The organism is Leucobacter sp. GX0328, from assembly GCF_053567315.1.
The window spans coordinates 127,867-151,972 of sequence record NZ_JBSGPC010000001.1; the positions used below are offsets into that span (position 1 = coordinate 127,867).

The following is a 24,106-nucleotide window of genomic DNA, read 5'->3' on the forward strand; positions in this document are numbered from 1 at the left end:
GTTCCCATGGAACTGGGACTGCTCGCCGTCATCGCGATCGTGCTGCTCGTCGGCACCTCGATCTTCGGTGCCCGCATCGGCATCGCCGCACCGTTGCTGCTCGTCGTCATCGGCATCGGCATCGGTTACATCCCGATCGTGCCCGACATCCGCGTCGACCCCGAGATCATCCTGCTCGGGGTGCTGCCGCCGCTGCTCTACGCCGCCTCCGTCAACACGCCGCTCGTCGACTTCCGCCGCAACATCCAGCCGATCGCGGGCCTCTCGGTCGTGCTGGTGCTGCTCTCGGCCCTCGCGATCGGCGGCCTGCTGCACCTCGCCGTGCCGACCATCCCCTTCCCCGTCGCGGTCGCGCTCGGCGCCGTCGTCAGCCCGACCGACGCGGTCGCCGCGACCTCCATCGGCAAGCGCCTCGGCATGCCCGAACGGCTCGTCGCCATCCTGGAGGGCGAGAGCCTCGTCAACGACGCGACCTCGCTCGTGCTGCTGAAGACCGCCCTCGCCGCCGTCGCCGGCGGATTCGCATTCTGGAGCGCGGCCGGCACCTTCGCATTCTCGGTCACCGCCGCCATCATCATCGGCTACCTCATCGGCATCGCAACGGTGTGGGTGCGTTCGAAGCTCACGAACCCCGTGCACGACACCGTCATCTCGTTCGTGGTGCCGTTCGTGGCCTTCCTCCCCGCCGAAGAGATCGGCGCCTCGGGCGTGCTCGCCGTCGTCGTCACCGGCCTCTACACGGGCCACCACTCGGCGAGCCGCTTCAGCGCGACCGCGCGCATGAACGAGCGCCTCAACTGGCGCACTCTGCAGTTCGTCATCGAGAACGGCGTCTTCCTGATCATGGGCCTCGAACTGCACACTCTCGTCGACGCCGTCAGCGGTAACGACCTGCAGCTCGGGCATCTGCCGCTCATCGCGATCGGCGTCGTCGTGATGCTGATCGCCATCCGCGCCCTCTTCCTCGTGCCGCTGCTCTTCTCGATGCGCCGCAACCTCGGCCGCTACCAGCTGCGCAGCGCCGGCTTCATGAAGATCTCGCGCCGACTGCGCGACGCTGACGATGCCGACCCGGCGCGGGTCGAGCGCCTCGACCGCCTCGCCCAGCGCTCGCGCGCCGACCTCGCCCACGAGCGCGACCAGCGGCTCGGCTGGCGCGACGGTGCCGTGCTCTCGTGGAGCGGCATGCGGGGCGTCGTCACGCTGGCGGCCGCGCAGTCGATCCCGACCGAAGTGCCGCTGCGCCCCCAGCTCATCCTCATCGCGTTCTTCGTCGCCGTCATCACCCTGCTGCTGCACGGCCTCACACTGCCGACGGTCATCAAGAAGCTGTGGCCGGGCGGCGCGGGCACCGACGACGACGGCCTCGAGCTCGCGTCGCTCAGCAGCGACCTCATCGAAGCGGGCAACATCGCCCTCGACGACCTCCTCACGAACCCGCCGCACGACGAGGCCGATTTCGCCGTGCCCTCCGACCGTGTGATCGAACGGGTGCGGGCGAGCTCGCGGGGTGCGCTCGCACCGCTCGCGGTGTCGCTGCCCGAGACGGGCGCGATCGCGGGGCTCGAGGAGGAGACGCCGGCGCAGGCGTATCTGCGCGTCGCCCGCTACGTGCTCGACGCCCAGCGCGACGCCCTGCTCGAGGAGCGCGCGATCGGGCGCTACAGTTCGAGCGCGCTGCGCCAGGCCGAGCTCGCGCTCGACGTGCACGAGACGCGCCTCTCGGGCATCCACTGAGCGCCGCGCACCGGGGCCGCCCCCGAACCCGCGCTCAGGTGCGCGGCACGCGGGCGCCGATGCGCGTCACGATCTCGTAGTTGATGGTGCCCGCGGCGTCGGCCCAGTCGGTCGCCGAGGGCGCACCGCTCGCGGGGTCGCCGAAGAGCGTCGCGACGTCGCCCTCGGCGACCCGGTCGTCGCCGACGTCGAGCACGAACTGATCCATGGCGATGCGGCCCGCGACGCGGTAGCGGCGGCCGTTCAGCAGCACCGGGCCGGCGCCCGAGGCCTGGCGCGGAATACCGTCGGCGTAACCGAGCGGCACCAGGGCGAGAGTCGTCTCGCGCTCGGCGCGGTAGGTGTGGTCGTACGAGACGCCTGCGCCCGCGGCGACCCTGCGCGTCTTCACCACGGCGGCGCGCAGCGTCATCGCCGGGCGCAGCCCGAGTTCGGCCGACGTCACCCCGTCGAACGGCGAGAGCCCGTACGTTCCGATGCCGAAGCGCACGGCGTCGAGGCGCGCCTCCGGCAGTTCGAAGGTGCCGTGCGTCGCGGCGAGGTGGCGCGTCTCGGGCACGACGCCGAGGGATGCTGCGAGGTCGACGGCCCCGAGGTAGACGTCGAGCGCCTCGCGATTCGATGCGGGTGTCGTGTTCGCGAGATGACTGAACATGCCCGCGACGCGCACCTCTCCCGCGGCCTCGAGGCGGGCGGCCTCGGCGAAGACGAAGTCCCACTCCTCGGGGGCGAGACCGCCCCGCGAAAGCCCCGTGTCGAGCTTCAGGTGCACACGGGCGGGCGCCCCCGGGCGCGATGCAGCGGCCGCGGCGGCGAGCTGCGCGGCCGACGAGACGCCGAGCTCGATGCCCTGCTCCACCGCCTGCGAGAAGTCGGTGCCCGGCCCGTGCAGCCAGGCGATGAGCGGCGCCTCGATGCCGGCCTCGCGCAGCGCGAACGCCTCGCCGAGGTCGGCGACGCCGATGCGCCGCGCCCCGCCTTCGAGCGCCGCCCGCGCGACCGTCGCGGCACCGTGCCCGTAGCCGTTCGCCTTCACCACGCCGATCACCTCGGTGCCGGTGAGCTGCACGGCATGCGCGATGTTCTGCGAGATCGCGACGGGGTCGATGCGCGCTTCGCGGAAGAGAGCGGTCATGGTGCGGAGTACCTCCGAAAGGTCGAGTGCGCGCTGCGGCGCGGGGCAAGGTTCAGGTTACGCCGATCCCTGTCGATGCAGCGATCAGCGCGCGGAAACGGCGGAGGGCCGGAGCGGCGATGCCGCCCCGACCCTCAGTCGCGATGAAGCCGACGGTCTAGCGGGCCTGCTTCTTCTTCTGGTGCTCGTCGATCTGGACGTCGATGTCGTCCTCCTGCGTCAGCCACTCCTGGTAGCCGGGCTCGTCCTTGAGGGCGGCGCGGATCTCGGGCTCGGTAGCGCGCAGCTTCGGGTCGAACTTGAGGTACGCCTTGGTCTCGCGGGCGATGAGGCCCGAGAGGATGAGCAGGCCGATGAGGTTCGGCAGCGCCATCAGGCCGTTCATCACGTCCGAGAACGACCACACGAGGCTGAGCTGCGTGGTCGCGCCGACGAAGGCGACGATGGCCCACACGACGCGGAACGGGATGACCGAGGGGCGGCCGAAGATGCGCTCGAGCGCGCGCTCGCCGTAGTACGACCAGCCGAGCAGCGTCGAGTAGGCGAAGAAGATGAGGCCGAGCGTCACGACCCAATGGCCCCACTGCCCCGGGAGGCCGTGCGAGAACGCCTCGCTCGTCATCAGCGCCGGCGACACCTGTTCGCCGGTTTCGGCATCGATGCTGTTCCAGGTGCCGGTCGTGATGATCACGAGGCCGGTCATGGTGACGACGATGATGGTGTCGATGAAGGTCTGCGTCATCGAGACGAGGCCCTGGCGCACGGGGTGGCTGGTCTGCGCTGCGGCGGCGGCGATCGCGGCCGAGCCCATGCCCGACTCGTTCGAGAAGATGCCACGGGCGAAGCCGTACTGCACGGCGATGATGAAGACCGAGCCGAGGAAGCCGCCGGTGGCGGCGGTGCCGGTGAACGCGTCGGTGAAGATCAGCGCGAAGGCGGCGGGCACGTCGACGATGTTCGCGAACAGGATGTAGAGCGCTGCGCCGACGTAGAAGACGATCATGATCGGCACGAACGCCGAGGTGACCTTACCGATCGACTTGATGCCGCCGATGAGCACGATCGCGGTGAGCACGGCGACGACGGCGCCGGTGATCCACATCGGCACGTTGAAGCTGTTCTCGACGTTCGCCGCGATGGCGTTCGACTGGGTCATGTTGCCGATGCCGAAGCAGGCGAACACGGTGAAGATGGTGAACGACCAGCCGAGGATCTTGCCGACCGGGCCCTTGATGCCCTTCTCCAGGTAGTACTGGGGGCCGCCGTTGCGCTCGCCCTTGGCGTCGACGGTGCGGTAGCGCACCGCGAGGAACGCCTCGGAGTACTTCGAGGCCATGCCGAGCACGCCGGTGACCCACATCCAGAACAGCGCGCCGGGGCCGCCGATGCCGATCGCGGTCGCGACGCCGACGATGTTGCCGGTGCCGACCGTCGCGGCGAGGGCGGTGGTCAGCGCCTGGAACTGCGAGATATCGCCCTTGGAGCCCGGGTCACGACGGCGGATGATGCCGAGGTTGATCGCCGCGCCGAGGCGGAAGAACTGAAGCCCGCCGAGGCGGATGGTCAGGTAGAGACCGGTCAGGAAGAGGAGCGGGATGAGGACGAAGGGCCCCCAAATAATTCCGCTCAACCAGTCGAGAAATCCCTGGAAGTCCATGGAGAAGGTTTCCTATTCTGCTTTCGCCACTTTGCGACGTGCTGGACATGAAAATTACTTAGGCGCTCGCGCACCACACTGAGGAAGTATATGCGCAGCTTGGTAACGGCTGTGCAACGGTGAGACTCTCAGACAAAATTCAGCAGGAAATACTGGAGAGAACGACTCTGGACCGGACCCAAACGCATCCGGTGCCCGAAATCAGGCGAATGACCGCACAGGATTCTGATGATGGCTGAAGACGAGACTGGTGCGCGTCGACGAGACCGCGGGGTGCGCCGACAGGTGCTCGGTCACGAACTCGCGCACGTGGTCGGAGTCGCGGGCGCCCAGGTGAATGATGAAATCCTCGACTCCGCCGAGGAAGAAGAGCTGCATCACTTCGGGCAGGGATCGCAGCTCTTCGCTCAGCTCGGAGATGCGCTGGCGCGCGCCCGAACGCACGGTGACGCTGACGAGCACCTGCAGCTCGAGCCCCATCGCCCGCGGATCGACACTGGCGGTGAAGCCGGTGATGATGCGGCGGCTGACGAGGCTGCGCACGCGCGCGATGCAGGTCGATGCGGCGACGCCGACGCGATCGGCGAGCTCGGCGTTCGTGATGCGGCCGTTCGCCTGCAGCTCCTCGACGATCTTCCGATCGATCGCGTCCAGGTCGGAATCGGCGCGCAGATTCTTCGAAGTTTCAGTCACTCTTATCCTTTATTGCGGTATTTCGGACAAGAATAGCGCCAATTTTCCGAATAGCATTCATGACTTATTGAAAACCGACGAATATACTGCACAATCAGTGCATTGCCCTTGTCGAGGTCGCGGCCCTCGTGTCACCGCGCGATACGGGCTATCACAGTGATCCTCCCCGAATCACTCCACCGCCACAAGAGGAGCAAACATGCGCGTCGGCATTCCTACCGAGATCAAGAACAACGAGAACCGTGTCGCCATCACCGAAGCCGGCGTCTTCGAGCTGACCCGCCGCGGCCACGAGGTGCTCGTGCAGTCGGGCGCGGGCCTGGGCTCGGCCATCACCGATGAGGAGTACGCCGCTGCCGGCGCCCGGATCGTCGACGGCGCCGACGGCGTCTGGGCCGAGGCCGACATGATCCTCAAGGTCAAGGAGCCCATCCCCTCGGAGTACGCGAAGCTGCGCAAGGGCCAGGTCCTCTTCACCTACCTGCACCTCGCCGCCGACAAGCAGCTCACCGAGGCCGTGCTCGAGTCGGGCACCACCGCCATCGCCTACGAGACCGTGCAGCTGCCCAACCGCGCGCTGCCGCTGCTCGCCCCCATGTCCGAGGTCGCGGGCCGCCTCTCGGTGCAGGTCGGCGCCTACTCGCTCATGAAGGCCAACGGCGGCCGCGGCATCCTGCTCGGCGGCGTCACCGCGACCCGTCGCGGCAAGGTCGTCGTCATCGGCGGCGGCGCTGCCGGCGAGCAGGCCGCACGCATCGCCTACGGCATGGGCGCAGAGGTCACCGTCATCGACATCGCTCTCCCCCGCCTGAAGCAGCTCGAGGACGAGTTCAACGGTCGGATCCAGACCCGCACCTCGAACGCCCACAACATCACCGAGGCGCTCAAGGAAGCCGATCTCGTCATCGGCTCGGTCCTGATCCCGGGCGAGAAGGCGCCGAAGCTGGTCACCGACGAGATGGTCGCCCAGATGAAGACCGGCTCGGTGCTGGTCGATATCGCGATCGACCAGGGCGGCTGCTTCGAGAACTCGCACGCAACCACGCACGACGACCCCACCTTCCCGGTGCACAACTCGATCTACTACTGCGTGGCGAACATGCCCGGCGCGGTCCCCGAGACCTCGACCGCTGCGCTCACCAACGCCACCCTCCCCTACGCGGTCGCACTGGCCGACAAGGGCTGGGAGAAGGCGCTGAACGACGACGCGTCGCTCGCCAAGGGCCTGAACGCGCACGACGGCGTCATCGCGAACCACGGCGTCGCCGTCGCGTTCCCCGACCTCGCCTCGAAGTCGCTGGAGGACGTGCTCGCCAGCGCGTAACCCCGTCCCTCCCCGCCCGGCGAGGCCGATGCGGGGAGTAGGCTGAACCTCATGGATTTGAAGTTCACTTTCGGAGGAGCGTCACCCGATCATCACGATCACGGTGGCGCTCCTTCGGCCGTTCCGCTCCCCTTCACGACCTCGTCGGGAGGGTCGAGCAGCGTCCTCGAAGTGCGGGCGCGACTCGAGGACGCAGCGCGCGACGCGTCCGAAGCGGCGGAGACTGCGCAGTCATCCGGGACCCGCATCATCGCCGAGGCGCTCTCGGGCGACGGCGTCGCCTACTCCACGGCAGCGGTGGCGCTCACGGGCGCGGAGACCGCTGACCTCGCCCGCGCCCTGCGGTCGGCGCTCAGCCGCGCGGTCGCCGGCCTCGAGGGCCCGCTCGTCGACTCCATCACCGCGCTCGTCGTCGATCTCGGCGGGGCCGAGCTCGAGGCGCTCGCAGAGCTCGGCGTCGATACCGAACTGCCCGTGCTCGTCGTGCCGGCCGCCCTGCAGCAGCGCATCGGCGTCGCCGAGAGCACCCCCATCCGCCTCGGCGCCTGACCCCTCCCCGCGATGTCGCTCAGCCTGCGCAGACTGCTCCAGAACCCCTCGCTGCATCTGCGCCTCGTCGTCGCGGGCGACGAGAGCGACGGCGCGGGCGGCGAGGGAGCGTTCGACGAGGAGTTCGAGTGGCTGCACGCCACCGACCTCATCGACCCGACCCCGTTCCTCGGCCCGGCCGAGGTCATCCTGACGCTCGGCTGGCAGTTCCCCATCACCGAATCGGCCGATGCCTCCATCCCCGAGGTACGCATCGACCCCGAGCGCCTCGCGCGCATCTACGACGACTACGCGGCCCTCGTCGCCGCCTACGGCGTCAAGGGCATCGGCTTCGGCAGCGATGTCGTGCACCGAGGCATTCCGCACGAGCTCGCGCTCGCCTGCCACCGCCACGGGCTCATCCTCTTCGACGTGCCGTACGAGATCTCGTTCATGGATCTGCTGCAGGAGGCGGCACGCGTGCTGCAGCGCGACCAGACCGAGCGGTACACCCGATCGCTGCGGGCCCAGAAGGCCATCGCGAACGCCGCCACGCGCAAGGACGGCCTCACGGCGACGCTGCGCGAGACCGCCCGCCAGCTCGGCTGCGGCGTCGCGCTCTACGACCCGCTCGGCCGCCCCCTCACGCTGATCGAGTCGCCCGACGGGCGCCTCCTGCCCGAGGCCGAGCTCACCCCGATCGTGCAGCAGACCCTCGAGAACGGGCAGCGCTTCGTATCGTTGCAGGCCACCCCCGAGATCGAGGTCGTGCTGCAGACCCTCGGCGGCGCCGACTACCCGACCGGCGTACTGGCGCTCACCCTCAGCCGCGGCTTCGACGACGTGTCGCGCAACGTGCTCTCGAGCGTGCTCGCCCTCGTGAGCGTCTCGCTCGCGCAGAACCAGACCCTCGAGGCGCTGCAGCGCACACTGCGCGAGGCGCTGCTGCAGCTGCTGCTCTCGGGCAGCATCGACGTCACCCGGCACATCGTGCAGAGCGTGTGGGGGCCGCTCCCGCAGCCGCCGCTCGTCGCGCTGATCGGCATCCCCCAGCACTTCGACGCTTCGCGCCTGCTGCCCGCGCTCGACAAGCTGCGCCTCGAGGGTGAAGAGCCGTTCTTCTTCGCGCAGTACCGCAGCGACACCGCCATCCTCGTGAACGAGGCCGACGCCGACGCGTTCATCGACCGGCTCGCTCCGTTCGGGCTCGTCATCGGACGCTCGCACTGCGACGTGTGGGAGGGGCTGCCGCTCGCGCTCGAGGAAGCCAAGAAGGCTGCCGAGTTCGGGTTGCGACGCGGCGATGCGGGCGTCACGGGCTTCCCCGACATCTGGCGGGAGGGCGTGACCGACCTGATCGACGCGTCGGACGCCTCGCACGTCGCCCGGCGCCTGCTCGGCCCGCTCGAGGCCACCGACGCCGCAGGCGGCGCGGAGCTGCTGCGCACCCTCCGCGTCTGGCTCGAGCAGCACGGCCGACAGCAACCGGCCGCCCGCGAACTCGGCATCCACCGGCACACGCTCGCGAACCGGCTCGAGCAGATCGCGAACATCACCTCGAGCGATCTCGACGACTACCAGGTGCGCGCCGAGCTCACGCTCGCCCTGCGCTATTTCCAGCCTTCGGAGCAGAACGTCCAGTAGTCGAATTTGATTTCGACAGACTGATGTCGAAACCTCGCACGATCCAATGGCAGACCGGCCAGCATTCTCCTCCAGATCACCACTGTGTCGAATGCGGAACGTGCACGGAGGGAGCAAGCTGTCTGCTGGACGTTCGTTCACGACACAGCACACAGCAAAGGAGCTGAGACATGTCCAGAACCAAGCTCAAGAGGAGCCTCGGGTTCGGCGCCGCCTACGCGGCCTCCACCGGACTCGTCGTTTCCGGGACCGCCATGGTCTCTCTCGGCAACGGCTTCGGCACGGGCGGGCTCGCCTTCGCTATCCCGGCATTCATCGGCCTCATCATCATCGTCATGGTGGCCATCTCGTACGGCGAGCTCGCATCGATGCTGCCGGGCGGCGGCATGGTCGGAGAGTACACGCTGCCCGCGCTCGGCCGCCTCATGGCGATCATCGCAGTGCTCGGCGGCTACCTCGTGCTCGTCTCCGCCGACGGCGGCACGCAGCTGCTCGTGGCCGGCGACTCCTTCGAATCGCTCACCGGCTTCCCAGCGCCGCTCTTCTCCTTCATCCTGCTCGCCATCCTGCTGACCCTGAACATCTCGGGCGTCGACATCTTCGCGCGCTTCCAGATCCCTGTCGTGTTCGGCATGATGGGCATCCTCGCCGTGATGGGCCTCGCGGGCATCACCGGCTTCGCGACCGGCACCCCTGTCGAGAACGACTTCCTCGCGACCGATTGGGGCACGCTCGCCTCGATGGGCGCCGTCGCCATCTGGCTCTACATCGGCATGGAGTTCGTCGCTCCCCTCGCCGAAGAGGTCAAGAAGCCCTGGAAGAACATCCCCCTCGCCATGGTCATCGGCGTCTGCACCATCTTCCTCGTCGACGTGCTCTTCGGCTGGGGCGCCACCCGTTACGCCGACCTCGCCGAGATGGCGACCTCGTCGATCCCGCACGTCGTCGGCGCGACCGCGATCTTCGGCGCCACCGGCGGCCTCATCATGACCGTCGTCACCATCCTCGCCTCGTTCTCGACCGGCAACTCGTACCTCGCCGCCATCCCGCGAATGCTGTACGGCCTGTCGAACGAGGGCCTGCTGCCGAAGTGGCTCTCGAAGGTGAGCCCCCGCAGCCGCGTCCCCTGGACCGGCATGCTCGTCACCGCCGGCTGCATGGCCTCGGTGCTGCTGTACTCGACCTTCTCCGACGGCGGCATCGAGATGATCCTGAACCTCATCAGCATCGCCTGCACCACCTGGCTGCTGAGCTACATCATCGCCCAGGTCGACGTCGTCGTGCTGCGTCGCCGCTACCCGCAGGCGCATCGCCCCTTCAAGACGCCGCTCTACCCGCTGCCGCAGATTCTCGGCATCGCCTCGTGCACCTACCTCATCGTCTTCATCGTGCCCGAGATGTCGCAGCGCCTCGTGATCTGGGGCAGCGCCGGCATCGTCATCGCCGCCATCGCGATCTTCGCGATCATCTGGCTGAAGATGAACCGCCTGCCGCTCTTCGCCCCGACCGATCTCACCGAGACGCAGACGAACATCGTCGTGCGTTCGGAGGGTCTCGAGCACGAGTACGACGACGCGCTCGAAGCGGAGGGCGCACTCGAGACGGAGGAGACGAAGTGAAGTCCGGGAAACGGCCCCGCCGCGACGCACTCGCGGGCGAGGGCCCGATCGTCAACCGCGCCCGGGCCGCGCTGCAGCACACCGCGGCCCAGTTCGGCGAGGTGACGGCCGCCGACCAGACCACCGCCACGGTGCGCACAGCCGACGGCATCACCCTGACGCTGTCGTACGACCCCGGCAACTACATCTTCTCGCGGGTGTACAACCTGCGGATCATGGCGACGCTGCCTGCGGACACTCGGGTGCCCAGCGGCATCGAACTCTCATTCCGCGAGAAGGGCGCGGTACGGTACGTACCGAAGAAGGTCGGCCAGGCGACCCGCCCCGCTCCCGGCCCGCGCCTGAACGCGGTCAACCGCGAAGTCGGCGGGCAACTGCGCGAGATCGATCTGATCGCCTCCGCCGTCGACGGCCGCACACTGAGCATCGTGCCGATGGGCGGCTCGTTCGTCTGGGTGCTCATCCCGCCCGTCTTCAAGGCCACTGCCTTCCCCGCAGGGGAGGTCGAGCGCATCCTCGCGCTCATCCGCAGCTTCCGCAGCCCCCGCATCGCCGAGGCGGCCGTCGCCGCCTGACGCGCGAACCGATCGGGCTCGGATCCCCCGGGCCTGCTCCCCCGCCTGCCATCCACCCTCTGAAAGGACACTCCATGGTCAACGTGAAAGCCGCCGTCTTCGTCGGCGCCGAACAGCCCCTCGAGCTCCGCGATCTCCAGATCTCCGACCAGCCCGGCCCCCGCGAGGTGCTCGTCAAGATGGCCGCCTCGGGCGTCTGCCACTCGGATCTGCACGCGCTCGACGGCGACTGGGCCACCCCGGCACCGCTCGTGCTCGGGCACGAGGGCGCCGGAGTCGTGATCGCCGTCGGCAGCGAGGTCGACGATCTCGAGGTCGACGACCACGTGATCCTCTCGTGGACCCCGTCGTGCCAGAGGTGCGAGTTCTGCGTCTCGGGCAACCCCGTGCTCTGCCAGCTCGCCAACGAGACCGCGTACAACCACGTGTTCTTCGACGGCAAGACCCGTCTGCGCGACGGCGATGACGACGTCAAGAGCTTCCTCGCCGTCGGCTCCTTCGGCGACCACGCCATGGTGCCGGCCTCGGCCGCCATCAAGATCCGCAAGGACGCCCCGCTCGCGCAGGCCGCCCTCGTCGGCTGCGCCGTGACCACCGGCATCGGAGCGGTCGTCAACACGGCGAAGGTCGAGCCCGGCTCGACCGTGCTCGTCGTCGGCGGCGGCGGCGTCGGCCTGAACGTCGTGCAGGGCGCACGCCTCGCGGGTGCGAAGCAGATCATTCTCGCCGATGTCAGCGAGGACAAGCTCGAGCTCGGCCGCAAGTTCGGCGCGACACACACGATCAACAGCCGCGAGGTCGACCTGCTCGAGACCGTGCAGCAGCTCACCGACGGTCGCGGCGTCGACTACGCCTTCGAGGCGATCGGACTGCCCTTCACGATCGAGGCCTGCTACGAGGCCGTGCGCCGCGGCGGCACCGCGGTCGTCGTCGGCCAGGTCGCCGACGGCGTGAAGATCTCGATCGACCCGTTCGTGATGAGCGACCAGGAGAAGAAGCTCATCGGTTCGAACTACGGCTCGAGCCGCCAGTCGATCGACTTCCCGAAGATCGTCGATCTCTACATGGAGGGCCTCGTCGACCTCGACTCGATGGTCACCGATCGCATCGCGCTCGACGAGGTGAACGAGGCGTTCGCCGAGATGCGCCAGGGTCGCGGCATCCGCAGCGTCATCGAGTACTGACGCTCCCCCGAGTGCAGGCCGTGCGGAGGAAGAGATCATCGTCCTCCGCACGGCCTTCGCCGTTCATCGGGGCGGGCTCGCCTCGCTTCGGATTCTCCCCTGGATCTGTCCCCCGCAGGTGTCTCCCCACCGCGCCAGGGTTCCTCTTCCAAATGTCTTCTGCCGAAGGAATGCCCGTAACCCGGGCGAAATCCCAGATCCACGGAGGATCGCATACCGACGGGCGGTGACTCCTAGGATTCGGTCGCCGCGTTCGACGCCCCCGGCAGCATCGCTATGAGCACTTCTGCCGCATGCCCGGAATCGAAATCGGGGTCGTCGAGCTGCTCGGCGATGATGCCGTCGATGGCGCCGCCGATGATGATCGCGGTCGCGCGGGCATCACGAGCGTCTACCGCGTCTTGGCCCGCAGCCGTCTCGATGAGTGCCGCCAGCGGCTGCCAACGTTCTTTTCTGCTGTGAGGCCGCTCGTCGTGCAATACGGCCTCGGCGAAGATGCGGGTGTGCTGCGGGTGCTCGTGCAGATGATGCACCATGGCGCGGATGTACGCCGCGGGCTCATGCCCCAGAGCCGCTGCCTCGACGGCCGCTCCGACGTCGCGCGCGAGGGCGGCGACGACTTCGCCGTACGCGGCCTCGATCACGGCGGCCTTCGTGGGGAAGTAGTAAAGCACGGCTGCCTTGGTGATACCGGCGGCATCGGCGATGCTCTGCAGAGAAGTGCCCCGGTGGCCGCGTTCGGCGATCAGGTTCCGGGTGATGCCGATGAGCTGCGCGCGCCGAGCCTGCTCGGTGAAGGATTCACCGCGCCCTGCGATCTTCTGGGTTGCCATGCCTCCGATCCTAACCTATGGTGAGAACACTTACCAATGGTTAGGGCTCAAGATGAGAACAATCGACGACGCAGCGAAACTCCTCGGTCGCTGGGACTCCCCCCAGGGGCGGGCACGATACATGGACGCGTATGCACGTGCATTCGCGAGCCTGCCCCAGCCCGCTGAAACACTCGATATCCGCACCGATTTCGGCTCGGTCCGCTGCTACCGCTTCGCCGGCGCGGGCTCCGGCCCGCATCCTCTGCTCCTATTGCCCGGAAAATCATCCGGCACTCCCATCTGGGCGGACAACATGCCCTCGCTGCTCGAGCTGGGAGACGTCTACGCCGTGGATCTGCTGGGCGAACCGGGCATGAGCGTTCAAGATCGTCCGATCACCGACGCCGCGGACCAGGCGACGTGGCTCGCCCAGACGATGCAGGCGCTTCCCGAGGAAGCCTTCCACCTCGCCGGCATCTCCTTCGGCGGATGGAGCGCGGCGAACCTCGTGCTGCATGACGCGGGCAAGGTCGCCACGCTCACCCTCATCGATGCAGCGCTCACACTCGCGAACCTCCCGGTTCGGATGATCATGCATTCGTTACCTGCCACGGTGCGCTGGTTCCCGAAGTCGTGGCGCGACGGGTTCAACTCCTACATGGCGGGCGGTGCACCCGTGGCAGATCTTCCCGTGGCCGAGATGATCGAGGCGGGCATGAAGCACTTCATCCTACGGCTGCCGCAGCTGAAGCTGATCCCCGAAGCGGAGCTGCGCAGGATCACCGTACCGACGCTGGTGATCATCGGCGGCGACTCGGCGATCCATGACGCTCGGCAGGCTGCGGCGACTGCGCGACGGAGCTTCCCGAATGCCATCGTGCACGTCTACGAGGGAGCCTCGCACGCGGTGAACGGTGAACAGCCGGAGCGGATCGCGAACGACATCGCCGCACTGATCGGCGCGAACAGGTGAACGACGATGACGGCGATGCGCGGATCCCGGAACAGCTCGGCGCACACGGAGCTGCCGCTGTTGGATGAACACCGAACCGGTGCGGCGGCACCGCCGGCCGCCGTCTGGGCGAGCCTGCTCGCCTGTGTGGGCGGGTTCGACAACGGCGCCGCACGGGCCTATGCGAGCGCCGTCCGAGCTCGCCCCCGTTTCGCCGATGGTCGATTCCCAGAACAAGGGTCGGCAGTGCCGGGCTTCGCCGTCTCGCACATCGACCGCCCACGAGCCCTGGTGCTGTCGGGCCGCCATCTGCTCTCGGAATACGCCATGGTGATCCTGGTCGACGCGGACGTCGACGACCGGGTGACAGTGCGGATCCGCTCGCATGCAACGTTCGCCGGGCTTCAGGGCGCGCTATACCGGCTGGCCGTCTTCGGTACCGGCATGCACCGGATCCTGCTGAAGCGACTGCTCAGAACAATCGCCCGAGGAGTGATTCCATCATGAGGGACCAGCATGCGAACAGCGCTCCCCCGACTCACCCGTACCGGGGCGCGGCTGTCGGAGTAGCGGTCTGGGGGTCGGTGTATGCAACCCTCCAGCTCGCCCGTTTCACCGCCGTGCTCATCGCGCAGGATGACACGAAGCCGGACGCGGTCTCCTGGCTGCAGACCATCATCGGGCCGGTGCTCGGCATCACGGCTGCCGGGACGGTGATATCGCGCCGCAGATTCGGCAAGAGAAGCTGGCTGTGGATCCTGACAGGGGTCGCGGTCTTGTCGACGTGGGGGTTGCTGCAGGATCTGCTGATGATCGTCTCCGGGCAGCTTCCAGAAGATCTGTGGACGCTCGTTGCGCGTGCATTCTCCGCGGTCGGCGCCGTCCTGCTCACGATGTTCACGGCAAGGCGATTCCCAGCTCGAGGCCTCTCACTGTCGGCAGCGAACCCGTACACCGCCCGGATCGCAGCTGTCTTCGGAACGATCGCACTTCTTCCGTATGCGTGGATGAAGACGCTCTGGGCGACTGGCGGCTCATTCGCCGGACGGTCCGGGGAAGATGTCGCGCGCATTTCTGCGAGCAATGGAGCCTCGGATGTCTGGCTCCGTTTGCAACACCTCGGGCTGGATCCGACAGTGCTCTTCTCGTGCGCCGGCGCCCTGCTCTTGTGGATGCTCGTCCTGCCGTGGAGCCGAGTCATTCCTCGGTGGCTGCTGCTGGTCCCGTCGGCCGTCGGGGCAGGGACGCTCCTGCCCTACGGCCTCATCGGCATCGGCTACACCGCCCTCGTCTCCGCCGGTGTTCTCGCCATCCCCGCCGGAGACTTCCCCGCACCGCAAGACGCGCTGCTGGTGGCATGGATCGGAGTGACGGCCTTCGCCGGATTCGGCGCCGCCCTGACTGTCGCCGCCTGGGCGTTCTGGTCGAGAAGTACGCAGAATCCCCGTCGCCGGCCATCGCCCGATCGCACTCAGCACGACCATACTCAGGAGGTATCAACATGACCCGAGCACTCGTACTCGGAGCAGGATACGCAGGAGTCGTCGCTGCGAACAAGCTCGCCCGCAGAGGGTTCGACGTCACCATCGTCAACCCCGTTCCGCATTTCGTCGAACGGGTGAGACTCCATCGTGTCGCGGCGAACCACCGGCCGCATGCCCGGATCCCCATGGACCGAGTGCTGCACCATGAGATCAAGACGATCACCTCGACCGCGGATCGGATCGACGCGGACGACAACCTCGTCGTTCTGGCATCAGGAGAAGAGATCGACTTCGACTGGCTCATCGTAACCGTCGGCTCGGGTCACCGAAGAGACCATAGGCAGCGGCACAGTGTCGCCAACGAACACGCCGCGGCCCGGCTCTCCGACACGCTCGCCCGGCGCCCCTACGCCCCTGTCCGGGTGCTCGGAGCCGGGCTCACGGGAGTGGAGACCGCGGCCGCCCTGGCAACGGCAGGCCGCGACGTGACGCTGGCCTCTCGCACCGCCTGGCCTGAGGACGCCTATCACCGGGCGCAGCAACGACGCCTCGACAGGCTCGGGATCCCTCTCGTCTTCTCCGAGCGGGACGCGCCGAACCCCCCGGACGAGCTTCTCGTCGACTGCACCGGTCTGCAGACTCCGCCTCTCGCCGCATCTTCGGGGCTTCCGACCGATGACCGAGGACGTTTGGTCGTCACACCGACGCTGCAGGTCGCGAATCATCCGCGCATCATCGGTGCCGGGGATGCGATATGCGTCGCCGGCCCTGATGCGAGTCACCTGCGCATGTCGTGCGCGACCGCGCTGCCGATGGGCGCGCACGCCGCAGACGTCATCACTGCAGTCGAAGGCCTGCGAACGCCGCCGCCCTTCCAGCACGACTACATCATCCGTTGCATCGACCTCGGACGGTTCACGGGCCGGGTCCAGCTCGTCACCGGCCGCGATCGCCTGCGGCGATTCGCGCTCGCATCATGGCTCGGGGGCCTCGGAAAGGAACTGGTCATCCGCGGAACCATCACCACGATGCGCGCTGCGCGCGGGGTGCTCCACCGAGGCCGAGACCGCAGAAGGGAGAATCCATGACTCCGATGACGATTCGCATCCCGGCACTGGTGTCGGCCGGCTTCACCGCCCTCTACATCGTGGCGAAGGCGGACTTCGCCTTCGCCGGGAAGCTCGGCATCCACGGCGGCCCGCATGTCACCGCTGCAGAGACGCTCCAATACGCGAACGCGGCGCAGATCTCGCTCGCGCAATGGGCGAACGCAGGCGTCGGCGCTCTCATGTTGTGCGCTGTCCTCCTGCCGTTCCTCCCGGTGACCCAGCGGTGGCACCCGGTCGCGTTCGCTCCTCCCCTCGCCGTGCTCGGAGCAGCACTGGCCGCGTTGGGCGTCTTCACGGTCGCCGGAAGCATTCTCGAGGATCGCGGAGGGTGGCCCTTCGGCACCTTCTGCTTGCTATGGGGTCTCTCCGTGCTCCTCCTGGCCGTCGCGATCTGGAGATCTCGCAGCCCGCACTGTGGAGCAGAGCGATCACGCGAAGAGCAGGGAGCGTAGAACCATGTATGCCCAGCCGAATCGTTGGATCGTCGGCATGGCCTGGCTGATCCCGCTGACCGTGCTGCCTTCCGCCATCTGGCGGCTGCGAGTCATCGGCGAAGAGCCGGAGAACTGGTGGTACTTCGTCATCCTCTCCGCGGGTCCTTTGGCAGTCGCATTCCTCTCCGTAGGACTCGTGCGCCCATGGGGCGAGCGAATTCCGTCTCGCGTCCCGATCGTCGGCGGGCGCGAGCTCTCCTCACGGATCGTCACGAGGTTCGCTGTCGCAGGAGCGGTGATCGTCATGACCATCGCCGCCATCTACATCTACAACTACTTCACAGCGGCCTCTGCCAGACCGGATCTGCAGATCGTCGGTGAACCCGGAGGCGACCTGCGCCCGATCCGCGAACGCCCGCAGGCCGCCCAGATCACTGCAGCCTACGCCCCGATGCTCGCCTGGGGGCCCTTGCTCCTCGTCGTGGCTCGCAGCTATTCCCGGCGGAGAGCCTCGGCGCCCCGTCTCGTAGACTCCTCACCGCGACCAGCCTGTAGGAAGGGAACACAGGTTGTTACCATGACCCAGATGAAACAGAACGATGACCCGGCAGCACGGCTTCGGGCCGCGCTCGACGCACCGACGTCTTCGGGGCGTCTGCAGGCCGCGCTCACTGCCGGCACGAAACCGTCGCCCGACTACATCGACGTCCTCGTCGAGCGCTGCGCAGTCGAACCGGACTTCTACGTGCGCGACATGCTCACCTGGGCGTTGATCCGCCACGATCAGGCGGCGGTGCTCGATCGGGTGCTCCCGGAACTGCACTCCGAGGCCGCGCAGGCGCGGAGCCAGGCGCTCCACACGCTGTCGAAGATCGGAGCGCCGAGCACCTGGCCCGCGATCACCTCGGAGCTGCTGCGCGACAGCGACGACGAGGTGGCGCGCACGGCGTGGCGCACCGCCGCAGGGCTCGTACCCGACGGACGCGAAGCGGCGTTGGCCGAGGAGCTGTCATCGCAGTTCGCCCGGGGCGACCGCGAGGTGCAGCTGAGCCTGAGTCGCGCATTCGCGGCCCTCGGAGAAGCCGCGCTGCCGGTCGTCGGCCGTCTGCAGACTCACGCAGATCTGCAGGTGCGTACGCACGCCATCGCCACCGAGCGCATCATGACCGACCCGGAGATCGGGTTCGACGCGGCCGTCTACGAAGCGCAGCGGACCCTCGCGCTGCTCGCGGTGCCGGAGACCGAGTCGGAGCCGGAAGCATGAGCTGAGACCGGTCGGTCCCCACCTTCGGTAAGGAACTCCAGCATGCAGCCCGCTGAATCGCTGAGCGGTCCGGTCGGCGAATGCGCCGCGGCCCGCTCAGCGTCAACTGCGCTGGAAGCGGATGATGCGGTCGAGCGCCTCGGCGACCGCCGGCTCCCCCGCCGCGTACGACAGGCGCACGGCCCGATGCCCCTGCGCGGGGTCGAAGTCGACGCCGGGCACGAGGGCGACGTCGGCGGCTTCGAGCAGTGCCCGGGCGTACGACACCGAGTCGCCGTAGCGTTCGAGCAGCGCCTCGCCGAGCTCGGAGTAGTAGTAGAACGCGCCGTCCGATGGCGCGGCGACGCCCCACTCGAGCTGCGGTTCGGCCTCGAGGATGAGGGCGCGGGCCCGGGCGAAACCGGCGACGATCGCGTCGCGTTCGGCGTAGCTCTCGTCGCTGAAGGCGGTGAGGGCGAGCTCCTGCGCCGGGGCCGGCGGCGAGAGCGCGAAATTCGAAGCGAGCGCTTCGAACGGGGCGATGAGGTCTTCCGGCAGGATGGCCCAACCGAGTCGCCACCCGGTCATGCCCCAGTACTTCGAGAACGAGTTGATGACGATGGCGTCGGGGTCGAGCTCGAGCGCCGAGATGCCACGCCTATCGGCATCGCCCGTCTCGGGGAACGTGATGCCGTGGTAGATCTCGTCGCTGATGAGGCGCGTGCGGCCGCGGCGGCACCACGCGTCGAGCGCCTGCAGCTCAGTGCGGCTGAGCATGGTGCCGGTCGGGTTCGCGGGCGACGCGATGATGAGACCGGCGAGCGGTCCGCCCGCGGCGACGGCCGCGTCGAGCAGCTCGGGTGTCGGCTGGTAGCGGGTCTCGGGACCGGTCTGGATCTCGACGACGTCGACGCCGAGCGCCGTGAGGATGTTGCGGTAGGCGGGGTACCCGGGGCTCGCGAGCGCGACCCGGTCGCCCGGGTCGAAGGCGGCGAGGAAGACGAGCTGGAAGGCGCCCGATGAGCCGGTGGTGATGGCGACGCGGGCAGGGTCGACCTCGATGCCGTACCAGGCGCGGTAGTGCCCGGCGATGGCTTCGCGCAGCGGCGTCGTACCGAGCGGGCCCGTGTATCCGGCGGGGCGGATGGTGCCCGGGACGGGGCGGGCGCTCGGTTCGCCGGCGCAGAGCGAGACCACATCGTGGCCCGCGGCTCGGCGTTTCGCGATCTCATCGGTGATGCGCATGACCTCGAACGCGGGGATGCGCGAACGCTCCGACGCGGGCAGCGCCAGCGGCGCGTGCGCGGTCGCGGGTGCCTCGCGCGGCGGGAGCCGTCTGGACGGCGGAGTCTTGAACGGGCCTCGGGGTGTCACCATGCCTCCAGGCTATCCCGCCGACACGGCCTGCTCGGCCGGTTCGGCCCGTTCGGCCCGTTCGAGCAGGCGGAGGTACCCCGAGAGCGCCGCGACGCCCTCGGCCGAGCTCGGCAGGCCGTCGCCCAGCCGGGTCGACGAGACGAGGTGCGCCGCCCACTGCGCGCGGCTGATCGCGACGTTCAAGCGGTTGCGCATGAGCAGGAACTCGACGCCCCGCGGAATATCGTCGGCGCTCGACGCGGCGAGGCTGACGATCGCGATGACGGCCTCCTGGCCCTGGAATTTATCGACGGTGCCGACGCGCACGCCGGGCAGGCCTGCCTCGGCGAGCGCCTCCGCGATCAGCCCGACCTGCGCGTTGTAGGCCGCGACGACGATGACGTCGCGTTCGTCGAGCCGGCGTTCGGGCGCACCCCTCGCGCGCAGTGCTCCCCGCAGCATGTCGTGCGCGATGCGCGCGACGGCGCTGGCCTCCTCGTTCGAGGCCGTCGCATTGCCCGAATGCCGCACCGGATGCCAGTGCAGCCCCGCGGCACCCACGCCGACCGCCTCGCGCTGCGACGCCGCAGGGTGGGCGTGCAGGCGCCCGTCGTAGGCGAGCTCGGAGACGATGCCGGCGAGCTCGGGCCGCATGCGCCGGGTCTCGGCGAGGAAGTAGCCGAGCTCGGCGGGCATGGTCTCGTGCGCACCGAGCAGCCAGCCGAGCGCCGAGGAGTCGACGGGCTCGGGGTGCGACCCCTGCGACACCTGGGGCAGCTGCTGCGGGTCGCCGAGCAGCAGCAGCCGCTCGGCCGCGACGGATGCGGCGATGGTCGGGGCGAGCGAGAACTGCCCGGCCTCGTCGACGACGAGGAGGTCGAGGCTGCGGCGCCCGAAGCGGGTCTCGTTGCTGAAGTCCCAGGCCGTACCGCCGATCACGCAGCCGCGCCCGGCGTCGCGGTGCCCCTCGGCGAAGGCGCGGTGCCGGTTCGGCTGCAGCACCGTGTACGGCGGCCTCGGGTCGTCATCGGAGAGCCTGCCGCCCTGCGGCACCTTGCCGACGAGGCCGGGCGCGAGGCCCGTGCCGACCACGGCGTCGAGCACGTTCTCGACGACGCGGTGCGACTGGGCGACGACGCCGATGCGCCAGCCGTGGTCGGCGACGAGCCGCGCGATCACGTGCGCGGCGAGATAGGTCTTGCCGGTGCCGGGCGGGCCCTGCACCGCGAGCGTGCTGCGGTCGAGTCGGCGCAGGCTCTCGACGACGGCTCCGATGGTGCGCGCCTCGGGGTCGCCGCCCCCGGCGGCGAGCGCCTCCTCCGATTCGGGGCGCACGAGCCCGGCCCCGGCGCCGGCCCGCACCCGCGGCGTCTCGCGCAGCACGAGGTCGACGACGGGGTCGCGGGGGAACTCGCCGCGGTCGAGCGCCTCCGAGAGATGGGCGCCCCACTCCTCGATCGCGCCCTTCTGCGCGCCGGCCCGCGGCGGCGGGCCGGGCACCAGCGCGACCGGCAGCTCGCGGTACTGCGCTGCGCCTCCGATCATCTCCTCGACGATGACGAGCGTCTCGCGGGCATCGTCACCGGAGCCTGCGTCTGACGGGGCCGGGGCCCCGTCGATGATCTTCACCTGTTTCGCTCCGCGGGCTCCGGGGGCGGCGCCCGGTTGCGGGAAGGGCGCCGGGTGCTCGTAGAGCAGGAACGCGTCGCTGCCCGCGCGCAGGCCGCTGCCGGGGGCGAGCGCCCCGCGGAGCTCGAGGCGGCGTCGCTCGGCCCGGGCGCGCGGCGGCACGAACCAGTCCTCGCCCACCCGGCTGCGGGCGGAGTCGACGACGAGCACGTCTCGGGTGTCGGCCCAGTCGTCGATGGGGTCGACGAGTCTCGCGAAGTGCTCCCACCAGAACGACTTCTGCTCGCGCTGGTGGTAGTCGATGGCGCTGCCGGCGAGCGCGATCGCGGAGCGCTCGGGGCCGGGGCCCCAGGCGTCGGCGTGCACGGCGAGGCGTGCGGCGACGGGGCTGAGTTCGAGGGGAGGCTGCGCGGCGTCGTCCGCGGACGCCGCCGGGAACGGTGCGATGCCGTGCTCGTCGGCGAGGCCGAGCAGCCAGTCGCGCAGCCTGAGCGTCGAGACGCAGTCGTAGCGGTTGTAGTCGGCGATGTCGTCGAGGCGCCGCTGCCCCGCGGCACGCGCGGCGGGGTCGTCCGAGGCCAGCTGCTCGACGGCCTCGGCGTACTCGGTCACCGATTGCGCGGCGTTGGTGACGCCCGCCTCGTCGCGCAGCTCCGCGCCCATGTAGAGCGGTTCGAGCTTCTTGATGGAGTACGAGCGCGAGCCGACGGTGAGCGCGCGGCGCGCGATCGGGTAGAGGTCGACCAGCACGTGCTCGCGCAGCAGCTCGTCGACTTCGGCCTCGCAGACCCCGTGGCGGGCGGCGAGGCTCAGCAGGTGGGTGCGCTCGTAGGCGGCGTAGTGGTAGATGCGCATGCCGGGGTGCGCGCGGCGGCGCGCCGCGACGTACGCGATGAACGCGATGAGGGCCTCGCGCTCGGCGACGAGATCGTGCGCCCAGAGCGCCGAGAACTCGCCGGCACGGTCGACCCAGCCGAAGAGGTAGTCGATGCCCCACCGCGCCGACCCGTCGGGGCCGGGCTCGCGGTACATGGGGTCTCCTTCGAAGTCGAAGAAGATGTCGCCGTCATCGGGGGCAGGGATCGCCGCGAGCGGTGCCGGGTCGGTGACGCGGAAGGGCGGCGCCTCCCCCGGTACCGCGCCGATCTGGGCCGCGGCCTGCCGGGCAAGGCGTGCGAGCGCCTGCGCGGTGATGCCGGCGATCTCCGGGCCGCCGTCGCCCGGTACGAGCCGTGCGAGTTCGGCGACGCGGTCGATCGTGCCGACGCCGGCCGCGACGAGCGCGTCGCGCTGCGCGGCGCGGATGCCGGCGATGAGCAGCGGGTCTCGGGTGCGCACGATCTCGGGTTCGCAGACCTCGCAGCGGCCGCAGGCGGCGATGCCGGGCGCGCCCCACGCGATCGCCGCGGCCGTCTCGCGCGCCCCGTCGGGGCCGGTGGCGGCGGCGCGGTCGAGCAGGATGCGGTGGAGCCGTTCGCGGCGGGCGCGGAAGACGGGAGCGATGTCGGCGATGCGGTGCCGGGAGTGCGCGCCGTCGCCGAGGATGAGCACGGCCTCGTCGCGCACGGGGATGCCGATGCGCTCGAGCTGCTCGGCGTAGGCGGCGAGCTGCATCAGCGCGGTCACCTTCGCGCGGCGCGCGAGCTTCGTATCCTGCACCTCGTAGGCGCCGTCGCCCGTGTGCGCGAGGAAGTCGGCGAAACCGATGAAGCCGATCTCGAGCTCGCCCGCACCGCCTGCGCCTTCCGAGCCCGGGTCGCCCGCAGCGCGCTGCGCGGGGTCGAAGAAGGTCGCCTGGAAGACGAGATCGGCCCGCCCGGCGAGCGCCCGCACGGTCGATTCGGCGACGGCGACGAGGTCGGCCTCGTGCATGGAGTCGGGCCGCGGGATCTCGACGACCCCGCCCGGCTCCCCCGCCGATCCCTGGCCGAAGCGCCGCCGGTAGTCCTGGAGCGTGCGCTCTTCGTGCGCGTCGCCCAGCCGGCCCGCACGGGCGAGCATCGGGTCGTCGTCGGGCGGCACTTCGATGTCGCGGCCGAGCCTCGCGTCGACGCGGCGCAGAAACGCGAACTCGCAGGCGCTCGCCGCCGTCAGGTCGCTCGCGCTGGTGACCAGGCGCTGGCCGCCCTCGCTGCGCTGCTGCACGAACATGCCGTCTCCTTCCGCCTGCCGGGCCGACCCCGGCGTCGCTCATGAAGCTATCGGATGCCGCCGACAACGGGCCGGGGCCGTGCCCTCCCGAAAGCGCGGCTCACTCGCCGGTGATCCTGCGCAGGGCGTCGACATGCCCCGCGAGCGCTTCGCGCCCCGCATCGGTGAGCGCCAGCCAGGTCTTGCCGTAGCGGCCGCTGCTGCGCTTGTCGATCGTCAGGTAGCCGGCGGCCTGCAGCCGGGTGATCTGGCGCGACAGCTCGGCGTCGTTCGTCTCGATCGCATCGCGCACGCTGCCGAAGTCGGCTTCGCCGACCCGCGAGAGCGCAGCCGCGATCGAGAGCCTGAGCGGCGCGAGCAGCTCCTTGTCGAGCGCGCTGCGCGGGTGGTTCATCGCGCGTCCCGGGCGGTCGCGGCGAACCAGAGGCCGGGCAGGGCGCTGACGACGGCCGCCGGAATCCAGAACGCGGGCACGAGCGGGAAGACGAAGCCGCCGACGATCATGCCGGCCGCGTAGACGACGCCCCAGACGAGGATGGCGATGAGGTAGCGGCGGGCGAACTTCGAGACGCGGGCCTTGGCGCGCACGCCGACGATCTGCACCGGGATCATCGCCGCGATGAGCAGCACGACGCCGGCGACGAGGGCGCCGGGCTGCCCGCCCATGCCGACGAGCCCCATGATGAGCATCGCTCCCGCACTGCCGATGCCGAAGGCCGCCATCGCGACGCGCATCGCCGTGAGGTCGCGGCGCATGTTCGCGGCGAGCAGGTCGGTCTTCGCGAGCGCGGCGGCCGCTTCCTCGCGGGTGATCTCGGTGTTCATGATGCAATCCCT

Annotated in this window: 21 protein-coding genes; 13 read left to right on the top strand and 8 right to left on the bottom strand. The window is 69.4% G+C overall.

The window, feature by feature from the left end:
- Window positions 1-6 precede the first annotated feature (6 nt).
- Window positions 7-1,737 (top strand): cation:proton antiporter domain-containing protein, encoded by a 1,731-nt coding sequence (locus ACUYTF_RS00560; RefSeq protein ID WP_434141552.1) that lies wholly within the window; start codon window positions 7-9, stop codon window positions 1,735-1,737.
- A gap of 34 nt (window positions 1,738-1,771) precedes the next feature.
- Here the strand turns inward: ACUYTF_RS00560 and alr are convergent, their stop codons facing one another.
- The 3 genes from alr to ACUYTF_RS00575 all read right to left on the bottom strand — a co-directional run bounded on the left by alr (window position 1,772) and on the right by ACUYTF_RS00575 (window position 5,222).
- Entirely contained in the window at window positions 1,772-2,872 is a 1,101-nt protein-coding gene (gene alr, locus ACUYTF_RS00565) for an alanine racemase (protein WP_434141551.1), read from the bottom strand.
- Window positions 2,873-3,029: 157 nt separating this feature from the next.
- Entirely contained in the window at window positions 3,030-4,529 is a 1,500-nt protein-coding gene (locus ACUYTF_RS00570) for an amino acid carrier protein (RefSeq protein WP_434141550.1), read from the bottom strand.
- A 201-nt stretch (window positions 4,530-4,730) separates the two neighbouring features.
- A complete protein-coding gene (locus ACUYTF_RS00575; RefSeq protein ID WP_434141549.1) occupies window positions 4,731-5,222 on the bottom strand; it encodes an AsnC family transcriptional regulator in 492 nt (163 codons plus the stop codon).
- Window positions 5,223-5,421: 199 nt separating this feature from the next.
- Between ACUYTF_RS00575 and ald the strand changes: the two genes are divergently transcribed.
- The 6 genes from ald to ACUYTF_RS00605 all read left to right on the top strand — a co-directional run bounded on the left by ald (window position 5,422) and on the right by ACUYTF_RS00605 (window position 12,096).
- Window positions 5,422-6,546 (top strand): alanine dehydrogenase, encoded by a 1,125-nt coding sequence (gene ald / locus ACUYTF_RS00580; RefSeq protein WP_434141548.1) that lies wholly within the window; start codon window positions 5,422-5,424, stop codon window positions 6,544-6,546.
- Window positions 6,547-6,597: 51 nt separating this feature from the next.
- On the top strand, window positions 6,598-7,095 hold the full coding sequence (locus ACUYTF_RS00585) for a hypothetical protein (RefSeq protein ID WP_434141547.1): 498 nt from the start codon (window positions 6,598-6,600) through the stop codon (window positions 7,093-7,095).
- Window positions 7,096-7,107: 12 nt separating this feature from the next.
- Window positions 7,108-8,718: a helix-turn-helix domain-containing protein gene (locus ACUYTF_RS00590; protein ID WP_434141546.1), complete on the top strand. Its 1,611-nt coding sequence runs from the start codon at window positions 7,108-7,110 to the stop codon at window positions 8,716-8,718.
- Window positions 8,719-8,888: 170 nt separating this feature from the next.
- Window positions 8,889-10,337, top strand: a complete 1,449-nt coding sequence (locus ACUYTF_RS00595) for an amino acid permease (protein WP_434141545.1) — start codon at window positions 8,889-8,891, stop codon at window positions 10,335-10,337.
- Window positions 10,334-10,912 carry a hypothetical protein gene (locus ACUYTF_RS00600; RefSeq protein WP_434141544.1) on the top strand — a complete coding sequence of 193 codons (579 nt, stop codon included), beginning with the start codon at window positions 10,334-10,336 and terminating at the stop codon, window positions 10,910-10,912. The genes ACUYTF_RS00595 and ACUYTF_RS00600 overlap by 4 nt, the downstream gene beginning before the upstream one ends.
- Window positions 10,913-10,986: 74 nt before the next feature.
- Window positions 10,987-12,096 carry a Zn-dependent alcohol dehydrogenase gene (locus ACUYTF_RS00605; protein ID WP_434141543.1) on the top strand — a complete coding sequence of 370 codons (1,110 nt, stop codon included), beginning with the start codon at window positions 10,987-10,989 and terminating at the stop codon, window positions 12,094-12,096.
- 233 nt (window positions 12,097-12,329) lie between these two features.
- Here ACUYTF_RS00605 and ACUYTF_RS00610 read toward each other — a convergent pair whose 3' ends face one another.
- Entirely contained in the window at window positions 12,330-12,929 is a 600-nt protein-coding gene (locus ACUYTF_RS00610; RefSeq protein ID WP_449279201.1) for a TetR/AcrR family transcriptional regulator, read from the bottom strand.
- Here ACUYTF_RS00610 and ACUYTF_RS00615 point away from each other — a divergent pair.
- From ACUYTF_RS00615 to ACUYTF_RS00640, 6 genes are all read left to right on the top strand, one after another.
- Window positions 12,889-13,884, top strand: a complete 996-nt coding sequence (locus ACUYTF_RS00615) for an alpha/beta fold hydrolase (protein WP_449279202.1) — start codon at window positions 12,889-12,891, stop codon at window positions 13,882-13,884. The genes ACUYTF_RS00610 and ACUYTF_RS00615 overlap by 41 nt on opposite strands.
- Window positions 13,885-13,890: 6 nt before the next feature.
- Window positions 13,891-14,370 carry a hypothetical protein gene (locus ACUYTF_RS00620; RefSeq protein WP_434141540.1) on the top strand — a complete coding sequence of 160 codons (480 nt, stop codon included), beginning with the start codon at window positions 13,891-13,893 and terminating at the stop codon, window positions 14,368-14,370.
- 113 nt (window positions 14,371-14,483) lie between these two features.
- On the top strand, window positions 14,484-15,368 hold the full coding sequence (locus tag ACUYTF_RS00625) for a hypothetical protein (RefSeq protein WP_449279203.1): 885 nt from the start codon (window positions 14,484-14,486) through the stop codon (window positions 15,366-15,368).
- Entirely contained in the window at window positions 15,365-16,435 is a 1,071-nt protein-coding gene (locus tag ACUYTF_RS00630) for an FAD-dependent oxidoreductase (protein ID WP_434141538.1), read from the top strand. The genes ACUYTF_RS00625 and ACUYTF_RS00630 overlap by 4 nt, the downstream gene beginning before the upstream one ends.
- Window positions 16,432-16,908, top strand: coding sequence for a hypothetical protein (locus tag ACUYTF_RS00635; protein WP_434141537.1), 477 nt, complete (start codon window positions 16,432-16,434; stop codon window positions 16,906-16,908). Before ACUYTF_RS00630 ends, ACUYTF_RS00635 begins: the two co-directional genes overlap by 4 nt.
- 4 nt (window positions 16,909-16,912) lie before the next feature.
- On the top strand, window positions 16,913-18,154 hold the full coding sequence (locus ACUYTF_RS00640) for a HEAT repeat domain-containing protein (RefSeq protein WP_434141536.1): 1,242 nt from the start codon (window positions 16,913-16,915) through the stop codon (window positions 18,152-18,154).
- Window positions 18,155-18,256: 102 nt separating this feature from the next.
- Here ACUYTF_RS00640 and ACUYTF_RS00645 read toward each other — a convergent pair whose 3' ends face one another.
- The 4 genes from ACUYTF_RS00645 to ACUYTF_RS00660 all read right to left on the bottom strand — a co-directional run bounded on the left by ACUYTF_RS00645 (window position 18,257) and on the right by ACUYTF_RS00660 (window position 24,094).
- Window positions 18,257-19,510, bottom strand: a complete 1,254-nt coding sequence (locus tag ACUYTF_RS00645) for an aminotransferase class I/II-fold pyridoxal phosphate-dependent enzyme (protein WP_434141535.1) — start codon at window positions 19,508-19,510, stop codon at window positions 18,257-18,259.
- A gap of 9 nt (window positions 19,511-19,519) precedes the next feature.
- Window positions 19,520-23,269 carry a TM0106 family RecB-like putative nuclease gene (locus tag ACUYTF_RS00650; RefSeq protein WP_434141534.1) on the bottom strand — a complete coding sequence of 1,250 codons (3,750 nt, stop codon included), beginning with the start codon at window positions 23,267-23,269 and terminating at the stop codon, window positions 19,520-19,522.
- Between the two features lie 100 nt (window positions 23,270-23,369).
- Complete coding sequence (locus tag ACUYTF_RS00655) at window positions 23,370-23,663, bottom strand: transcriptional regulator (RefSeq protein WP_434141533.1); 294 nt, start codon at window positions 23,661-23,663, stop codon at window positions 23,370-23,372.
- Window positions 23,660-24,094, bottom strand: a complete 435-nt coding sequence (locus ACUYTF_RS00660; RefSeq protein ID WP_434141532.1) for a hypothetical protein — start codon at window positions 24,092-24,094, stop codon at window positions 23,660-23,662. Before ACUYTF_RS00660 ends, ACUYTF_RS00655 begins: the two co-directional genes overlap by 4 nt.
- Window positions 24,095-24,106: the final 12 nt, after the last annotated feature.

Excerpts from the sequence above, each read along its gene's own strand:
- alr (WP_434141551.1), bottom strand. The coding sequence starts at position 2,872 with ATGACCGCTCTCTTCCGCGAAGCGCGCATCGACCCCGTCGCGATCTCG.
- ACUYTF_RS00635 (WP_434141537.1), top strand. The coding sequence starts at position 16,432 with ATGACTCCGATGACGATTCGCATCCCGGCACTGGTGTCGGCCGGCTTC.
- ald (WP_434141548.1), top strand. The coding sequence starts at position 5,422 with ATGCGCGTCGGCATTCCTACCGAGATCAAGAACAACGAGAACCGTGTC.
- ACUYTF_RS00560 (WP_434141552.1), top strand. The coding sequence starts at position 7 with ATGGAACTGGGACTGCTCGCCGTCATCGCGATCGTGCTGCTCGTCGGC.
- ACUYTF_RS00655 (WP_434141533.1), bottom strand. The coding sequence starts at position 23,663 with ATGAACCACCCGCGCAGCGCGCTCGACAAGGAGCTGCTCGCGCCGCTC.
- ACUYTF_RS00645 (WP_434141535.1), bottom strand. The coding sequence starts at position 19,510 with ATGGTGACACCCCGAGGCCCGTTCAAGACTCCGCCGTCCAGACGGCTC.
- ACUYTF_RS00660 (WP_434141532.1), bottom strand. The coding sequence starts at position 24,094 with ATGAACACCGAGATCACCCGCGAGGAAGCGGCCGCCGCGCTCGCGAAG.
- ACUYTF_RS00570 (WP_434141550.1), bottom strand. The coding sequence starts at position 4,529 with ATGGACTTCCAGGGATTTCTCGACTGGTTGAGCGGAATTATTTGGGGG.
- ACUYTF_RS00605 (WP_434141543.1), top strand. The coding sequence starts at position 10,987 with ATGGTCAACGTGAAAGCCGCCGTCTTCGTCGGCGCCGAACAGCCCCTC.
- ACUYTF_RS00610 (WP_449279201.1), bottom strand. The coding sequence starts at position 12,929 with ATGGCAACCCAGAAGATCGCAGGGCGCGGTGAATCCTTCACCGAGCAG.
- ACUYTF_RS00650 (WP_434141534.1), bottom strand. The coding sequence starts at position 23,269 with ATGTTCGTGCAGCAGCGCAGCGAGGGCGGCCAGCGCCTGGTCACCAGC.
- ACUYTF_RS00590 (WP_434141546.1), top strand. The coding sequence starts at position 7,108 with ATGTCGCTCAGCCTGCGCAGACTGCTCCAGAACCCCTCGCTGCATCTG.
- ACUYTF_RS00630 (WP_434141538.1), top strand. The coding sequence starts at position 15,365 with ATGACCCGAGCACTCGTACTCGGAGCAGGATACGCAGGAGTCGTCGCT.
- ACUYTF_RS00640 (WP_434141536.1), top strand. The coding sequence starts at position 16,913 with ATGTATGCCCAGCCGAATCGTTGGATCGTCGGCATGGCCTGGCTGATC.
- ACUYTF_RS00585 (WP_434141547.1), top strand. The coding sequence starts at position 6,598 with ATGGATTTGAAGTTCACTTTCGGAGGAGCGTCACCCGATCATCACGAT.
- ACUYTF_RS00620 (WP_434141540.1), top strand. The coding sequence starts at position 13,891 with ATGACGGCGATGCGCGGATCCCGGAACAGCTCGGCGCACACGGAGCTG.
- ACUYTF_RS00595 (WP_434141545.1), top strand. The coding sequence starts at position 8,889 with ATGTCCAGAACCAAGCTCAAGAGGAGCCTCGGGTTCGGCGCCGCCTAC.